This is a genomic window from Pseudomonas sp. BF-R-30 (assembly GCF_019956175.1).
Lineage (GTDB): Bacteria > Pseudomonadota > Gammaproteobacteria > Pseudomonadales > Pseudomonadaceae > Aquipseudomonas > Aquipseudomonas jessenii.
This window is the reverse complement of sequence record NZ_JAHBDE010000007.1, coordinates 46,325-62,200: the sequence shown is the minus strand read 5'-3', so window position 1 is coordinate 62,200 and position 15,876 is coordinate 46,325. Positions and strand designations below refer to the sequence as shown.

The 15,876-nt window shown below is 60.4% G+C and carries 14 protein-coding genes; 2 read left to right on the top strand and 12 right to left on the bottom strand.

Annotation, left to right across the window (positions count from 1 at the left end):
* Positions 1-97: 97 nt before the first annotated feature.
* Entirely contained in the window at positions 98-1,129 is a 1,032-nt protein-coding gene (locus KGB20_RS05305) for an alpha/beta fold hydrolase (protein WP_150815090.1), read from the top strand.
* Positions 1,130-1,291: 162 nt separating this feature from the next.
* Here the strand turns inward: KGB20_RS05305 and KGB20_RS05300 are convergent, their stop codons facing one another.
* The 7 genes from KGB20_RS05300 to KGB20_RS05270 all read right to left on the bottom strand — a co-directional run bounded on the left by KGB20_RS05300 (position 1,292) and on the right by KGB20_RS05270 (position 9,755).
* Positions 1,292-2,620 carry a sigma-54-dependent transcriptional regulator gene (locus KGB20_RS05300; RefSeq protein WP_150815089.1) on the bottom strand — a complete coding sequence of 443 codons (1,329 nt, stop codon included), beginning with the start codon at positions 2,618-2,620 and terminating at the stop codon, positions 1,292-1,294.
* Positions 2,617-4,518 (bottom strand): sensor histidine kinase, encoded by a 1,902-nt coding sequence (locus tag KGB20_RS05295; protein ID WP_150815088.1) that lies wholly within the window; start codon positions 4,516-4,518, stop codon positions 2,617-2,619. Before KGB20_RS05295 ends, KGB20_RS05300 begins: the two co-directional genes overlap by 4 nt.
* Before the next feature lie 73 nt (positions 4,519-4,591).
* Positions 4,592-5,326, bottom strand: a complete 735-nt coding sequence (locus KGB20_RS05290) for an amino acid ABC transporter ATP-binding protein (protein WP_057716227.1) — start codon at positions 5,324-5,326, stop codon at positions 4,592-4,594.
* Entirely contained in the window at positions 5,323-5,994 is a 672-nt protein-coding gene (locus tag KGB20_RS05285) for an amino acid ABC transporter permease (RefSeq protein WP_057716226.1), read from the bottom strand. The genes KGB20_RS05290 and KGB20_RS05285 overlap by 4 nt, the downstream gene beginning before the upstream one ends.
* On the bottom strand, positions 5,994-6,740 hold the full coding sequence (locus KGB20_RS05280; protein WP_057716225.1) for an amino acid ABC transporter permease: 747 nt from the start codon (positions 6,738-6,740) through the stop codon (positions 5,994-5,996). Before KGB20_RS05280 ends, KGB20_RS05285 begins: the two co-directional genes overlap by 1 nt.
* Before the next feature lie 194 nt (positions 6,741-6,934).
* Positions 6,935-7,849 (bottom strand): glutamate/aspartate ABC transporter substrate-binding protein, encoded by a 915-nt coding sequence (locus tag KGB20_RS05275; protein WP_150815324.1) that lies wholly within the window; start codon positions 7,847-7,849, stop codon positions 6,935-6,937.
* A gap of 277 nt (positions 7,850-8,126) precedes the next feature.
* The gene (locus KGB20_RS05270; protein WP_150815323.1) at positions 8,127-9,755 is read right to left on the bottom strand and encodes a glucan biosynthesis protein D; all 1,629 of its coding nucleotides are present in this window, start codon (positions 9,753-9,755) and stop codon (positions 8,127-8,129) included.
* Between the two features lie 416 nt (positions 9,756-10,171).
* Here KGB20_RS05270 and KGB20_RS05265 point away from each other — a divergent pair, with 416 nt between their 5' ends.
* A complete protein-coding gene (locus KGB20_RS05265; protein ID WP_046041279.1) occupies positions 10,172-10,357 on the top strand; it encodes a hypothetical protein in 186 nt (61 codons plus the stop codon).
* A 150-nt stretch (positions 10,358-10,507) separates the two neighbouring features.
* Here KGB20_RS05265 and KGB20_RS05260 read toward each other — a convergent pair whose 3' ends face one another.
* The 5 genes from KGB20_RS05260 to KGB20_RS05240 all read right to left on the bottom strand — a co-directional run bounded on the left by KGB20_RS05260 (position 10,508) and on the right by KGB20_RS05240 (position 15,843).
* Positions 10,508-11,014: a Bro-N domain-containing protein gene (locus KGB20_RS05260; protein WP_154947635.1), complete on the bottom strand. Its 507-nt coding sequence runs from the start codon at positions 11,012-11,014 to the stop codon at positions 10,508-10,510.
* Between the two features lie 439 nt (positions 11,015-11,453).
* Positions 11,454-12,878, bottom strand: a complete 1,425-nt coding sequence (locus KGB20_RS05255; RefSeq protein ID WP_154947634.1) for a gamma-aminobutyraldehyde dehydrogenase — start codon at positions 12,876-12,878, stop codon at positions 11,454-11,456.
* A 179-nt stretch (positions 12,879-13,057) separates the two neighbouring features.
* Positions 13,058-13,867 (bottom strand): ABC transporter permease, encoded by an 810-nt coding sequence (locus tag KGB20_RS05250; RefSeq protein WP_057716221.1) that lies wholly within the window; start codon positions 13,865-13,867, stop codon positions 13,058-13,060.
* Positions 13,857-14,804, bottom strand: a complete 948-nt coding sequence (locus KGB20_RS05245) for an ABC transporter permease (RefSeq protein WP_015093713.1) — start codon at positions 14,802-14,804, stop codon at positions 13,857-13,859. Before KGB20_RS05245 ends, KGB20_RS05250 begins: the two co-directional genes overlap by 11 nt.
* Position 14,805: 1 nt before the next feature.
* Positions 14,806-15,843 carry an ABC transporter ATP-binding protein gene (locus KGB20_RS05240; protein WP_102670121.1) on the bottom strand — a complete coding sequence of 346 codons (1,038 nt, stop codon included), beginning with the start codon at positions 15,841-15,843 and terminating at the stop codon, positions 14,806-14,808.
* Positions 15,844-15,876: the final 33 nt, after the last annotated feature.

Below are 15,876 nucleotides of genomic sequence, written 5' to 3'. Positions count from 1 at the left end.
CACTCTTCATCAAACTGTCACGTAACTGTGGCAGCGCGCTTGAACAAACTTCATCAGACTCGCGCTCTACTGGGGTTCTGCGTTTTGGTGTTTCTTCATGCGTGTTTTCTTATCAAGATTTGTTTTTTTGGCCGCCTTTTTATTCGGCCTGCCGTCCCTGGCGGCTTCGCGTTGTGATGTCAATGTTCCGACCGAACGGGTGGATCTGGCCCAGGTAAGCCTGGCGTACCAGAGCATTGGCCGTGCGTCGGATCCGGCATTGCTGCTGGTGATGGGGCTGGGCGGGCAATTGATTCACTGGCCGGACGAGGTGGTTGTCGCCCTGTGCCAGCAGGGGTTCCGGGTGATCCGCTATGACAATCGCGATGTCGGCCTGTCGACCTGGCGGCAAGCACCGGCCGACGCCAACCTGACCTTCGAAGTGCTGCGCTACAAACTCGGATTGCCGGTGTCGTCACCGTACTCGCTGACCGACATGGCCGACGATGGCCTGGGCTTGATGGACGCCTTGCACATCGATCAATTCCACGTGTTGGGCGCCAGCATGGGCGGCATGATTGCCCAGCACATGGCTGCCATGGCACCGCAACGGGTCGAGAGTCTGACCCTGATCATGACCACCTCCGGCGCCGAAGGCTTACCGGCACCGAGTGCGGCGCTGGTGCAGTTGTTGGCGAGGCGCGGCGCACCGAACCGCGAAGTGGCCCTGGAGCAACAGGCCGACTTGCTGGCGGCGCTGGGCAGCCCGATAGTGACCGACGATCGCCAGGCGTTGCTGCATCAGGCGGCGCAGTCCTATGACCGGGCGTTCAATCCCGAGGGGGTGAAACGCCAGATCGTGGCCATTCTCGCCGAGCCGAGCCGGGTAACCCTGCTCAATCAGTTGCGGGTGCCGGCGCTGGTGGTGCATGGTACCGCCGACCCGCTGTTGCCGGTGATGCACGGGGTGCATCTGGCGGCGCATCTGCGCGGCAGTCAGTTGATCCTGATTCCGGGCCTGGCCCATCGTTTCCAGGAGGCGTTCAAGGCGCCGTTGCTGGCGGCGGTGTTGCCGTACTTGCGCGAGCACCGAGAAGACACTTCACATTGGGCGCAAATCGAGCCTGTGGTCGATCACAACCTCCTGTAACCCCCCCGATCCTATGTGGGAGCGGGCTTGCTCGCGAAAGCGGTGTGTCAGTCAACTTAAATGCCAACTGATATGCCCTCTTCGCGAGCAAGCCCGCTCCCACAGGGGAATGCATTCAGCCGTGAAAGCGTAACCACGCCAGTTTCGGGCGGCAGGTCTCGCTTAATGGCTCAGGCCGTACTTTTTCACTTTGTCGAACAGAGTGGTCTTGGCCATGCCCAGTTCCTGGCTGGCCTGGGTCAGGTTGCCGCCGCTGCGTTGCAAGGCGTCGCTGAGCAGATTGCGCTCGAACGCTTCCACCGCTTCGGCAAAGGCCAGGCCCTGATTGCCGCCACCGGCACCGGTTTTCTTGAACGCCGGCAGGCCCAGGGCAAAGCGCTCGGCAACGTTGCGCAGTTCACGCACGTTACCCGGCCAATCGTGGCTCATCAGGTTCGAAACGGTCTGGTTGTCCAGCTCCGGCACCGTGCGGTCGAAGCGTAGGGACGACTGCTGCAAAAAGTGTTCGAACAGTTGCAGGATGTCTTCGCGGCGCTCGCGCAGCGGCGGCAGTTCCAGGGTCACCACGTTGAGGCGGTAATACAGGTCGCTGCGGAACTCGCCGGCCTTGCTCGACTCGACGAGGTCGGATTTGGTCGCAGCGATGACGCGGCAATCCACCGCAACGCTCTGGTTAGAACCGAGGCGTTCGAGGGTGCGCTCCTGTAATACCCGCAGCAGTTTGATCTGCAAGGGCAGGGGCATGCTTTCCACTTCGTCGAGGAACAGCGTGCCGCCGTCGGCGTGTTCGATCTTGCCGATCCGCCGTTTGCCCGCGCCGGTAAAGGCGTTGGCCTCGTGGCCGAAAATTTCGCTTTCGAACAGGTTTTCCGGCAGGCCGCCGCAGTTCAGTGCGACGAACTGTTTGGTGTGGCGCCGACTGAAATCATGCAGGCAACGAGCGACCAGTTCTTTGCCAGTGCCGGTTTCGCCCTCGATCAGCACGTTGGCCGAGGTGTCGGCGACGTTGGCGATCAATTCGCGCAAGTTCTGCATGGCTGGCGAACGGCCGATGATCCGCCCTTCGAGGGAATCGCGCTCGGCCAGTTGCCGACGTAACGAGGAGACTTCCCGCGCCAGGCTGCGTTGCTCCAGTGCGCGGCGGGCCACGTCCACCAGGCGCTCCGGGGAAAACGGCTTTTCCATGAAGTCGTAGGCGCCTTTCTGCATCGCGCCGACGGCCATGGATATGTCGCCGTGCCCGGTGATCAGCACCACCGGCAGGCTGCGGTCGCGCTCCTTGAGTCGTGTCAGCAGTTCCAGGCCATCGATGCCCGGCAGGCGAATGTCGCTGACGACGATGCCGGCGAAGTTGTCGCCGACCCGCTCCAGGGCCTCTTCGGCGCTGCCCACGCCAATGCAGGGAATGTCTTCCAGGGTCAGCGCCTGTTGGCAGCCGAGCAGCACATGGGGGTCGTCTTCGACGATCAATACACTAAGGTCGTTGTTCATATTGGCTCGGCGGGAGTGGGGCTTACCAACGGTAAACTGAGGACGAATGCAGTGCCACCGCTGGCCGGGTGCTCGACACCCAGGTGACCGCCGGTGGCGGCGGCGAGGCTGGCGGAAAGGGTCAGGCCCAGGCCCAGGCCCTGTTCGCCGGGTTTGGTGGTGAAAAACGGTTCGAACAGGTGCTTGCGCGCTTCGGCGTCGATGCCGTGGCCGTTGTCACGCACCCGCAGGCGGTATTTGCCATCGAACGCTTCGCCTTCGAGCCACAGCTCGGGTTGCGGCTGCGCTTGCATGGCGTCGAGGGCGTTGCCGATCAGGTTGACCAGAATCTGCTCCAGGCGGGTCTGGTCGATCTGCACCTGCACATCGGTGAAGTCGCGGTGTAATTGCAGCTGAATATTTTCCACCCGGGCGCCTAGCAATTGCAGGGCCGCGTCCACCGCTTTGCCGAGGCAGGCCTGGCCTTTGTCGTCTCCGCGCCGGGCGAACGAGCGCAGGCTCGCGGTGATCCGGCCCATGCGGTCGATCAGTTCGTTGATGGTCTTGAGGTTGGTGCTGGCCACGTCGAGCTGGCCGCGTTCGAGGAAGCGCACGGTATTGCCGGACAAGGTGCGCAGCGCCGCCAGCGGCTGGTTCAGTTCGTGGGCGATGCTGGTGGACATCTGGCCGATGGCCGCGAGCTTTCCGGCCTGCACCAATTCATCCTGGGCGCGGCGCAAAGTCTCTTCGGCGAGCCGGCGTTCGCGGATCTGGCCCTTGAGCCGTTCGTTGCTGGCGCGCAGGTCGGTGGTGCGTTCGGTAATCCGACGCTCCAGCTGATTGTTGGCTTCCTGCAAGGCTTCCCGGGCTGCGAGGCGGGTGGCAATCACCTTGCGCCGCTCGTTCCAGGCGATCAAAAGGAACGCCAGGAGGGCAAACGCCACGGCCACCAGGATCCCCTGGTTGATCGCTTCGCGGCGCAAGTCCTGGAGTGGCGTGAGCAGGGTGAAATTCCACGGCGTATCGCTCAAGGGCCGGGTTTGCGCCAGATAGCTGATGTTTTCATCGTCGGACACCAGTTCGCTGTTGGCCGGGAACGTGAGTTTTTCCACGCCTTCGGACAGGGTTTCCCGGGCCAGCGGTTGCAGTTCATTGAGCGGGAACCAGTAGTACTGCAGGCTGCGGGCGAGTTTTTCCTTGGTTTCTTCGCTCAGCGGCACCACCGATTTCAAGCGCCGCGCCGGATCGCTGGAAAGAATGATGATGCCGTTTTCGTCGCTGACGAAGGCTTCCAGGCGGGCCCGTTGCCAGCGTTCTTCCATGGCTTCCAGGCGAACCTTGACCACGGCTACGCCGATGATCTTGCCGTGTTCTTCCAGGCCATGGGCCAGGTAGTAACCGGGTTCGCCGTTGGTGCTGCCGATGCCATAGAAACGCCCCGGCTGACCGCGCACGGCGTTCTGGAAATAGGCGCGAAAGGACAGGTCTTCACCCAGGTAACTGTCGACATCGCGCCAGTTGCTGGTGGCCATGACGCGACCGGTGGTGTCCATCACGTAGATGGCCCGACTGCGGCTGCGCCGGTTCAGGCCTTCGAGGTAATCGTTGACCGTCTGTCGGTGTTCCGGGTTCGGGTCGGCCAGCAACTGCGAAACGCTGGTTTCGAGTTCCAGCAGGCTGGGCAGGTAGGTGTATTTGCTGATTTCGCTTTCGACGGCGCGCGCGTGCAGTTCCAGCTGGCGCTGGCCGTTTTCGCTGAGGCTGCGGATGCCGTAGTGCTCACTGATCCAGAAGCCGATATAGCCCAGGCCGATCATCATGGCGATGATCAGTGGCGGCAGGAACAAATGACGAACCAGACGGGGTTTCACGGCGAGTGATGGCGACGTGGCGCGATAAAGAGTGGGGTCGCATTTCATCACAGATGCCTTGGGTCAACCACAACGCAAATCTCAAGATCACCACTGAACCAGTGTGGGAGCGGTGTTTTTCTTAGTGCTGCAGAATCTTGTTGAGGAAGTGCTGCGTACGCTCCGCGCGGGCATTGATGTCACCGAAGAACTCTTCTTTCTTGCAGTCTTCGATGATCTTGCCCTGGTCCATGAAAATCACGCGGTCGGCCACTTTACGGGCGAAGCCCATTTCGTGGGTCACGCACATCATGGTCATGCCTTCGTGGGCCAGTTGTACCATCACGTCGAGCACTTCGTTGACCATTTCCGGGTCGAGCGCCGAGGTCGGTTCGTCGAACAGCATGACGATCGGGTCCATCGCCAGCGCACGGGCAATCGCCACACGCTGCTGCTGACCGCCGGACAGTTGGCCAGGATGCTTGTGGGCGTGGGCCGAGAGACCGACGCGCTCGAGCAGTTGCAGGCCTTTCTTGGTGGCCTCTTCCTTGCTGCGGCCCAACACCTTGATCTGCGCGATGGTCAGGTTTTCGGTGATGGTCAGGTGCGGGAACAGCTCGAAATGCTGGAACACCATGCCCACGCGCGAGCGCAGTTTCGGCAGGTTGGTCTTCGGGTCGGCGATGGAGGTGCCGTCGACCACGATGTCGCCTTTCTGGAACGGTTCCAGGGCGTTGACGCACTTGATCAGGGTCGACTTGCCGGAACCGGATGGCCCGCACACCACGATCACTTCGCCTTTTTTGACCTCGGTGCTGCAATCAGTCAGTACCTGGAAGTCCCCATACCACTTGTTGATGCTTTTGATAGAGATCATACGGCGAACCTTTTTTGCAGACGCTTGACCAGCTGCGAGGCGGCAAAGCTGATGATGAAGTACACGAGACCCGCGAAAATCAGGAACTCATTGGAGCGGCCAATGATGTCGCCACTGGCGCGCGAAGCATTGAGGAAGTCCACCAGGCCGACGGCGTAGACCAGCGAGGTGTCCTGAAACAGGATGATGCTCTGTTGCAGCAACAGCGGCGTCATCTTGCGGAACGCTTGCGGCAGGATGATCAGGCGCATCATCTGGCCGTAAGACATGCCCAGTGCCTGGGCAGCACCCATCTGGCCCTTGGGAATCGACTGCACACCGGCGCGGACGATTTCGCAGAAGTACGCCGCTTCGAACATCATGAAGGCCACGATGCACGAAGCGAACGCGCCGATCGGCGTGTCTTCGCCGGTGATCCAGCGCAGCACGAACGGTACCGCCAGGTAGAACCAGGTGATCACCAGCAGCAATGGGATCGAGCGGAAATAGTTGACGTACGCGCCGGCGATGTTCGACAGCACTTTGTTGTGGGACAGACGCATCAACGCCAGGATGGTGCCGAGGATGATGCCGCCGATCACGCCCATGGCCATCAGCTTGAGGGTCATGATCATGCCGTTCCACAGGCCCGGCAGGGACGGGATGATGCCCGAGAAGTCGAATTCCATCATTTACCCCCTACGGAAATCAGGCCCGGTACGGCGACTTTCTTCTCGACCACGCGCATCAGCAACATCAGGCTCATGTTCAGGGTGAAGTAGATCAGCGTTGCCAGGGTGAAGGCTTCGAACAGGTTGGCGGAGAACTCGGCGGTCTGCTTGGTCTGCGCGAGCAGCTCCATCAAACCGATCAGCGAGGCCACGGAGGTGTTCTTGAAGACGTTCAGGAATTCCGAGGTAAGCGGCGGAATGATGATCCGGTAGGCCTGGGGCAGCAGCACGTTCCAGTAGATCTGCGGCAGCTTGAAACCCATGGCGCGAGCCGCGGATTCCTGGCCTTTTGGCAGGGCCTGGATACCGGTGCGCACCTGTTCGCAAACCCGGGCGGTAGTGAACAGGCCCAGGCACACGACGACGCTGAGGAAGGCCGAGGTGGTCGGGTTCAGATCCTGCTTGTACCACTCTTGCAGGTCGGCCGGCAGCAGGTCGGGTACCAGGAAGTACCAGATGAACAGCTGAACCAGCAGCGGCACGTTACGGAAGAGTTCGACGTAGCAGGTGGCGATGCCCGATACGATGCGGTTCGGCACGGTACGCATGACGCCCAGGATCGAGCCCAGTGTCAGGGCGATGATCCAGGCCGCGATGGCGATGCCGATGGTCCAGGCCAGACCGGTCACGTACCAGTCGAAATAGGTCTCGCTGCCCACGCCGGTGGACTTGAAGAACACGCCCCAGTCCCAGTTGTAATTCATTAGGGTCTCCCCTCAGTTCAATCGATGTACAAGTGCCCGCTTGGGGGAAGCTCCGTTCCCGCCCGACCTTTACGATCAGGCACACGCTCCCGGCTCGACAGCCACCGGTTCGAGTGTTTCCAAAAAATGCCAGCAGGAAGTGACCACCTCCTGAAAGGGCCAGGGCCCTCTCAGGAGATAAGGTTAGTCAGAAATCAGGACTTCTTGTCGTCAGCCGCTTTATCAGTCGGTTTGGCGATCAGGGCCTTGAGTTCGTCGCTCATCGGGAAGTTCAGGTTCAGGCCTTTTGGCGGGATCGGTTGCATGAACCATTTTTCGTAGATCTTGTTGATCTCGCCCGATGCGTAGGTGGCCTTGATGGCGTCATCCACAGCCTTTTTGAACGGCTCGTCGCCTTTGCGCACCATGCAGCCGTAGATTTCGTAGGACTGTGGAGTGCCGGTAACGGCCCAGTCACTTGCCTTCTTGGCCTTGGCTGCTTCACCGGCCAGCAGGGCGTCGTCCATCATGAAGGCCACTGCGCGGCCGGTTTCCAGCATCTGGAAGGACTCGCCGTGGTCTTTGGCGGAGATGACGTTCATGCCCATCTGCTTGTCGGCGTTCATCGCCTTGAGGATGCGCTCGGACGTGGTGCCAGCGGTGGTCACGACGTTCTTGCCGGCCAGGTCAGGGAAATCCTTGTACTTGGAGTCGGCCTTGGACAGCAGGCGAGTACCGATTTCGAAGATGCCAACGGAGAAGTCAACTTGCTGCTGACGCTCGACGTTGTTGGTGGTGGAGCCGCACTCGAGGTCCACGGTGCCGTTTTGCACCAGAGGGATACGGGTTTGCGAAGTCACCAGGTTGTACTTGACCTGGAGGTTCGGCATGTCGAGGTCTTTTTTCAGCGCTTCGACGACTTTCAGCTGGATGTCGTGGGAGTAGCCGACCGGTTTGCCGGTAGCGTCTGCAATGTAGGAGAACGGAATGGAAGCGTCGCGATGGCCCAGGGTGATGACACCGGACTCTTTGATCTTCTTCAGGGTGCCGGTGAGTTCGGCGGCGAAAACTGGCGTGCTGATCAGAGCGGCAGCAATGGCTGCGCCCAGGATGTGGGGAACGATGCGCATCAAATTTTCCTCGACATTGTTTTTTTTATGGAGCCAGTTCATCGGCCCTTTTGTGCTGCAAAACACCTGAGCGCTACGATGAGTCGGCGCAAAGGACATTCGTCGAAGAAGTGTAGAGCATGACTCGTGCCAGACCAGTCATTATTAGTTACATCATTGATTTGTAAGGAAAAATAATATTTTGTGCGCTGAAATTTCAGTGAAGTGATCCGGTTAACCGAACCGACCGTCAGGTCGCGTTCGGAAAACCGAATGGTGGCGGGGTGCTACCCGGCCATCAGGGGTATTTGCGCTTGTCCGGCGCCGGCGGGAAGTACTGGTACAACCAGGTCTCACTCAGCGTACGGTCGTTGGTGCGGATGAACAGGCGCAGTTCGACGGGTTCCACGCTGTCATTGGTCGGGTACCAGTCAAACAGGATGCGGTAGCCCTTGATGTCATCGAGCTTGAGGACGCTGAAATCCTTGACCTCGCCGTTCGAGCAAGTGACCACCGGCTCGATGCCCGCGCCTTCAGGCAAGCGGTCCAGGCCGCCGCCGGTGAAGTCCACGGCAAAACGACGGGCCCAGACTGGCGGATAGTGTTCGCCCGGCGCCCAGCCCTCAGTGAAGCCGCCCATCCCGGAGCGGGTCGCATTGACCCGTGCCAGCGGCGTTCCGACCGGCGGCAATGCGCTCCAGTACAGCTTGTAGCCGTAGTTCAGCGAGTCGCCGGCCGCCACCGGTTTCTTCGGCGTCCAGAAGGCGACGATGTTGTCCATGGTCTCGCCGGTTGTCGGGATCTCCAGCAGGTCGACCGAGCCTTCGCCCCACGCCGTGGTCGGTTCTACCCACAGGCTCGGGCGACGGCTGTACCAGTCGACGGTGTCCTGATAGCTGGCGAACTCGTGGTCGGTCTGCACCAGGCCGAAGCCCTTCGGGTCGGTATCGGCGAAGGCATTGAATTGCAGGGTGGCCGGGTTGTTCAGCGGGCGGCAGATCCACTCGCCGTTACCGCGCCACATGGCCAGGCGGTCGGAGTCGTGGATTTGCGGGTGAATGGTGTCGCACATCCGGCGCTCGTGGGTGCCGCAACTGAACATGCTGGTCATCGGCGCGATGCCCAACTGGTCGATGGCGGTGCGTGCGTTGACGTGGGCATCGACCTCCATCACCACGCGCTCGGCCTGGCAGTCGATATCGAAGCGGTAGGCACCGGTGGCGCTCGGCGAGTCGAGCAGGGCGTAGACCACGAAGCGGGTGCTGTCCTTGTTCGGTGTCTCGAACCAGAACTTGGTGAAGTCGGGAAATTCTTCGCGTTTCTTGGCGTAGGTGTCGATCGCCAGGCCGCGGGCCGACAAACCATACTGGCCGGTGGCGTCTACCGCACGGAAGTAACTGGCACCGAGGAAGGACACGACGTCGTGCTTGTCCAGTTCCGGGGCCTTGAACAGCTTGAAGCCGGAGAAACCCAGGTCGCCCTTGAGCTGTGCGGTGTCGACCGTGGTGTTTTCATAGTTGAACAGCGACGGGCGGAAATGCACCTCGCGGGCCATCCGGGTTTTCGGATCGACGCTGTACATGCGCACCGGCTGCTTGAACCCCATGCCGACGTGGAAGAACTGCACGTCCAGCTGCCCCTTGTTTTCTTTCCACAACGAATGATTGCCGTCGTAGCGAATCGCATTGAAGTTCTGCGGGGTCATGGTCGCCAGGGTCGGCGGCAACTGTTGCTTGGTGTCCTGGTAGCGATTGCTGGCGAGCTGTTTGGCCTGGAGCTTCAGCGCCTCGAAATCGAACGCGGTGGCCTCGCCATCAGCGGTGCCACCGCTGGCGGCCCAGGCCTTGGCGGCCAACAGGCCCGTGGCGGACAAACCGGTGTAGGCCGCGATGGCCATGGAGGCTTTGAGCAAGTTCCTGCGGTGCATAAATACAACCTGTCGTGAGCAATCCCGCGCCGTTCCTGGCACGTGCTGGATCAGAAATATCGGTTCGGACATGCCTTCGGCCAAACGCAACGGACTTATAAACAGATGCCCGACAGCTTAAACCGTTCGAATGCGGAGCAAAATTGATTGATGGCACTGCGCTGGCTCTGCAATGAAACAAGACATGTCGGGAAACAATTCCGACAGGGGTTTCTGATTTAGAGGGCATTTCTGCTTTTTTCGACTAATTACTCTAAAAACCGCTTTTCAGCGCCCGGATTATTTCTATTCTGTGCACATGACCGGTTTAAGCCCGAAAGACCGGTGCGGTTCAGTCGGCACGATGCGGCTGCCGAAAAGGGGTAGGGCGATGCGGTTTTTTGCAGTTTTCTTTGACGTTTAGAAGGACATCGTCCATGTCGAAAGTACAAGGCATCACCGAAATGTTGGGAATCTTTCCGTGTCTGGCCCTGGGGCGAAGAAGACGCCGGCTCAACAGCGAGGAAATGAAACTGGTGGAACGCTATCGGGAGCTGTCGGAGAGCGACAGGATTGCGATGAGGTATCTGGTGGACGCGATGAGGAGTGTTTCGCGGTTTTGAGTGGACCTGGAGCCGTAATGTAGGAGCGAGCCTGCTCGCGATGGTCGTTAACGATGACGCGTCCGTTCTGGATGTACGCGGTGTCTTTGAGTCCATCGCGAGCAGGCTCGCTCCTACAGTTTCCCTTTTTGATCGGCTCGATTTATCCCTTCAACGGCAAGTGCCCGAGATTGGAAAGGGTCGCTGCACTTGCATCAGTTCAGGCATGTCTCGCCACTTGATCCAGGCGTGGTGTTGGTAATGCAGCAAGGGCACCGAAACTCCGGCCCAATTCAAGGAACTCAGACTTGGCAGGTTTTCCACAGGCTCTGATTTCGCATCACGCAGCGAGGGTATGACTTCGTTGCTCAACCACTGACGCAGATTGCGGTTTTCCGGGACGAAGTGGTGAACCAGCAAGGCGTACACGCCTGATTCGCTGACCATCAGGGTTTCGACCGTTTTGCCGTCTTTGCGAAGCCAGACGGTGCGACGTTGGTCTGCGTCGAGTTTCAGGGTGAGCCGTTCATTCAGGGGTTTGCCCATCAGGCGCCCAAGGTCCTGAACACAGAACCAGGCCTGGTTTTCTTGCATGAAAGCGTGGAGGAAGCGGTTGTGGCGGGTGAAGACAGTGGGATCGAAATAGGGAAGAGGCGAGCCTTGAGGATGCATTGGCATGGCGTGATTTCCGTTTTGGCTTGGAAAGTCGCCACCAACCCTTCGACAGGTTGGGTGGCGGACCGAGTGGCGTTCGAAGTCGGGACACTTCCAAGTCAAAACGGAAGCCGAAAGGCCCGCGCCACACGGCCCGCCATAATGCAGAACTGAAGGCATAAAACAGCCACAGTTCTATGGGGGCACACGAGCACCGTTTTGACTTGTTCCGGCTTCGACTCCGGGCCGCTGATTTGGCAGCGACGGAACAAAGCCTATCGGTCAGGCGCTCGCGGCGCCAAGTCTACTCTGGCGACGCTTGTTGTAGGAATCGAGGGTTTTTCAGGCAGGCTGAATCTGTAGGAGTTTACTGTTTGCAGTGTGGCGGTGGCGCCATCGCGAGCTGGCTCGCTCCTACAGGGGAATGCGTTCCAAATGTGGGAGCAAGCCTGCTCGCGATGCTTTAGTGCTTGAACATCACATGCCGCACAACGGTGTAGTCCTCCAGCCCATACATGGACATGTCCTTGCCATAGCCGGACAGTTTCTGACCGCCGTGGGGCATTTCGCTGACCAGCATGAAGTGCGTGTTGACCCAGGTGCAGCCGTACTGCAAACGCGCTGACAGGCGATGGGCGCGGCCGACGTCGGTGGTCCACACGGAGGAGGCCAGGCCGTAGTCCGAATCGTTGGCCCAGCCCAGCACTTGGGCTTCATCGGTGAATTTGGTTACTGACACCACTGGCCCGAACACTTCGCGGCGCACGATTTCGTCGTCCTGTTGTGCGTCGGCCAGCACGGTCGGTTCGAAGAAGAAACCATCGCCCTCAACCGCCTTGCCGCCAGTGATCAAACGAATGTGTGGCTGGGCGATGGCGCGCTCGACGAAGCCGGCAACACGGTCGCGGTGTTGCGCGGTGATCAGCGGGCCGAGTTCGGTCGACGGATCATCCTGCAAGCCGTACTTGATGCTGCTGACGGCGGCGCCGAGCTTCTCCACGAACTTGTCGTAAATGCCTTCCTGGGCATAGATGCGGCAGGCGGCGGTGCAGTCCTGGCCTGCGTTGTAGAAACCGAAGGTGCGGATGCCTTCGATGGCGGCATCGATGTCGGCGTCGTCGAAGATGATCACCGGGGCTTTGCCGCCCAGTTCCATGTGCATGCGTTTGACGGTGTCGGCGGTGCTGGAGATGATGTTCGAGCCGGTGGCAATCGAACCGGTCAGCGACACCATGCGCACTTTCGGGTGAGTGACCAATGGGCTGCCGACGGTAGGACCACGGCCGAACACCAGGTTGAGTACGCCGGCCGGGAAGATATCCGACGCCAGCTCAGCCAGGCGCAGGGCTGTCAGCGGAGTCTGTTCCGACGGTTTGAGCACCACGGTATTACCGGCGGCGAGGGCCGGGGCGATTTTCCAGGCGACCATCATCAATGGGTAGTTCCACGGCGCAATGGAGGCGATCACGCCCACCGGATCTCGGCGGATCATCGAGGTGTGACCCGGCAAGTACTCACCACCGGTTGAACCACTCATGCAGCGGCTGGCGCCGGCGAAGAAACGGAACACGTCGGCAATTGCCGGGATCTCGTCGTTCAGCGCAGCGCTGTAAGGTTTGCCGCAGTTGTCCGATTCCAGTTTGGCCAGTTCTTCGCCGTGGGCTTCGATGGCATCGGCGAGTTTGAGCAGCAGCAGCGAGCGGTCTTTCGGCGGGGTATGCGACCAGCTGTCGAACGCAGCGTCGGCGGCGCGCACGGCGGCATCGACCTGGGCTTCGCTGGCTTCGTTGATTTCCACCAACACACTACCCAGCGCCGGGTTGAACACAGGTTGGGCGGGGCCTTCGCCGCTTTGCAGTTGGCCGTTGATCAGGAGTTTGGTTTGCATGGCTTTGTCCTCTTCGGAACTGTTGTTTTTTCTCGGTGGAAACCGGCTCTAATTGTGGGAGCGGGCTTGCTCGCGAAAGCGGTGTGTCAGGCACCATCACTGTTGAATGTGATGGCCTCTTCGCGAGCAAGCCCGCTCCCACATTGAATTCGGCTCCTACCGGGAGTAATCGTTGTCAGTTACTTACCACCACTGCCCGCAACGCTCTCACCACCACGGGTCAGGTAATAAGCGCCGAGGATCGGCAGCATGGTCACCAGCATCACCAGCATCGCCACGACGTTGGTCACCGGCACGTCCCGTGGGCGGCTGAGCTGGTTGAGCAGCCACAGCGGCAGGGTGCGTTCATGGCCGGCGGTGAAGGTGGTGACGATGATTTCGTCAAACGACAGGGCGAACGCCAGCATGCCGCCGGCCAGCAATGCCGAGCCGAGGTTCGGCAGGATGATGTAGCGGAAGGTCTGCCAGCCGTCGGCGCCGAGGTCCATCGAGGCCTCGATCAAACTGTGTGAGGTGCGGCGCAAGCGGGCGATGACGTTGTTGTAGACAATCACCACACAGAAGGTCGCGTGGCCGACGATGATGGTGAACATCCCCGGCTCGATTCCCAGGGTCTTGAAAGTCGCCAGCAATGCGATCCCGGTGATGATCCCCGGCAGGGCAATCGGCAGGATCAGCATCAGCGAGATGCCTTGTTTGCCGAAGAAGTCCCGGCGGTACAACGCGGCCGAAGCCAATGTGCCAAGGACCATGGCGATCAGGGTGGCAATCGAGGCGATCTGCAACGACAGCTTGATGGCCTCGAGCACGTCCGGCCGCGAGAACGCCACGCCGATCCACTTCCAGGTGAAACCCTTGGGTGGAAAGCTGAACGCCGCGTCTTCGGTATTGAAGGCGTACAGGAAGATGATCAGGATCGGGAAGTGCAGGAACACCAACCCGCCCCAGGCGGCGAGGCGCAGGCCCAGGGAAGCTTTGTCAGAGTGCATCGAAGGCCCCCAGTCGTTTGACGATGGACAGGTAAATGGCGATCAGCACGATAGGCACCAGGGTGAAAGCAGCGGCCATCGGCATGTTGCCGATCGCGCCTTGCTGGGCATACACCATGCTGCCGACGAAGTAGCCGGGCGGGCCGACCAGTTGCGGCACGATGAAGTCGCCCAGGGTCAGCGAGAAGGTGAAGATGGAACCGGCGGCAATGCCCGGGATCGACAGCGGCAGAATCACTTGCATGAAGGTCTGGCGCGGCTTGGCGCCGAGGTCGGCGGAGGCTTGCAGCAGCGAAGGCGGCAGGCGTTCCAGCGAGGCCTGGATCGGCAGGATCATGAACGGCAGCCAGATGTAGACGAACACCATGAAGCGCCCCAGGTGTGAGGTCGACAAGGTGCTGCCGCCAACTCCCGGAATGCCCAGTACGAACTGCAGGACCGGCTCCAGCCCCAGGTGCTGCACGAACCACTGCGCCACGCCGCCCTTGGCCAGCAGCAGTGTCCAGGCGTAGGCCTTGACGATGTAACTGGCCCACATCGGCATCATCACCGCGATGTAGAAAAACGCCTTGGTCTTGCCGGTGGTGTAGCGCGCCATGTAGTAGGCAATCGGGAACGCGACGATGGCGCTGGCAATCGATACGGCAATCGCCATGCCCAGGGTGCGCAGGATGATGTCGAAGTTCGACGGCTGGAACAGCGCGGTAAAGTTCGCCAGGGTCAGGTCGGGAGTGACCGCCATGGTGAAGTCATCGAAGGTGTAGAAACCTTGCCACAGCAGGACCAGCAATGAACCCAGGTAGATCGCGCCGAACCACAGCAACGGCGGCACCAGCAGTAGCGACAGGTAAAAATTCGGCCGGCGATACAGCAGGTTGGAAAACCTGCGCAGCAGCGAGCCGCTGGCCGGAGATTGAGGGATAGCCACGGTGTTCATCTCACACCCCGCCTGCAACGGTATCGTGCAGCGGAATCATTGCCTCGCGCGCCCAGCGTGCGCTGATGCGCTGCCCGGTCTGGTGCTGTGCACTGGTGTCCAGCCACTGGTTGTTGGCCTTGCTGATGTTCAGGGTCTGGCCGTTTTCCAGTTTCAGCTCATAGCGAGTCGCACTGCCCTGGTACTGGATGTCATGCAGCAAACCGCTGACTTCAATCTCGTGGCTGGCCAGCGGACCTTCGGCGAATCGCACGTGTTCCGGGCGAATCGAGAACGGTTGCGGATTGCCACTCAACTGTTTGGCCAGATCGCCGCGAATCACGTTGGATGTGCCAACGAATTCCGCCACGAAGGTGGTGGCCGGTTTCATGTACAGGTTGCGCGGGCTATCGACTTGTTCGATGCGGCCCTTGTTGAATACGGCCACGCGGTCGGACATCGACAAGGCTTCGGTCTGGTCGTGGGTGACGAAAATGAAGGTGATGCCGAGCTGACGTTGCAGCTTCTTCAGCTCGCCCTGCATTTGCTCGCGCAACTTCAGGTCGAGGGCGCCGAGGGGTTCGTCGAGCAGCAGCACCCGTGGACGATTGACCAGGGCGCGGGCCAGGGCTACACGCTGGCGCTGACCACCGGAGAGCTGCACCGGCTTGCGCTCGCCGTAGCCACCGAGGGCGACCATGTCGAGGGCTTCTTCGGCGCGCTTGAGACGTTCGGCCTTGCCGACGCCTTTGACTTTCAAGCCGTAGGCGACGTTGTCGCGAACGTTCATGTGCGGGAACAACGCGTAATCCTGGAACACGGTGTTCACGTCGCGCTGGTACGGTGGCAGGCCGGCGGCCTCCTCGCCATGAATACGGATGGAGCCCGCGCTCGGTTGTTCAAAACCGGCAATCAGGCGCAAACAGGTGGTCTTGCCCGAGCCGGACGGCCCCAGCATGGAGAAAAACTCGCCGTCCTGGATGTCGATGGAAACCCGGTCTACGGCTTTCACTTCGCCGAATTGACGGGAAACGTTGGTGAACTGGACTGCAAGCGTCATGGTGCGGTGCTCCAAAAAGGCGAAGGCCGTCGC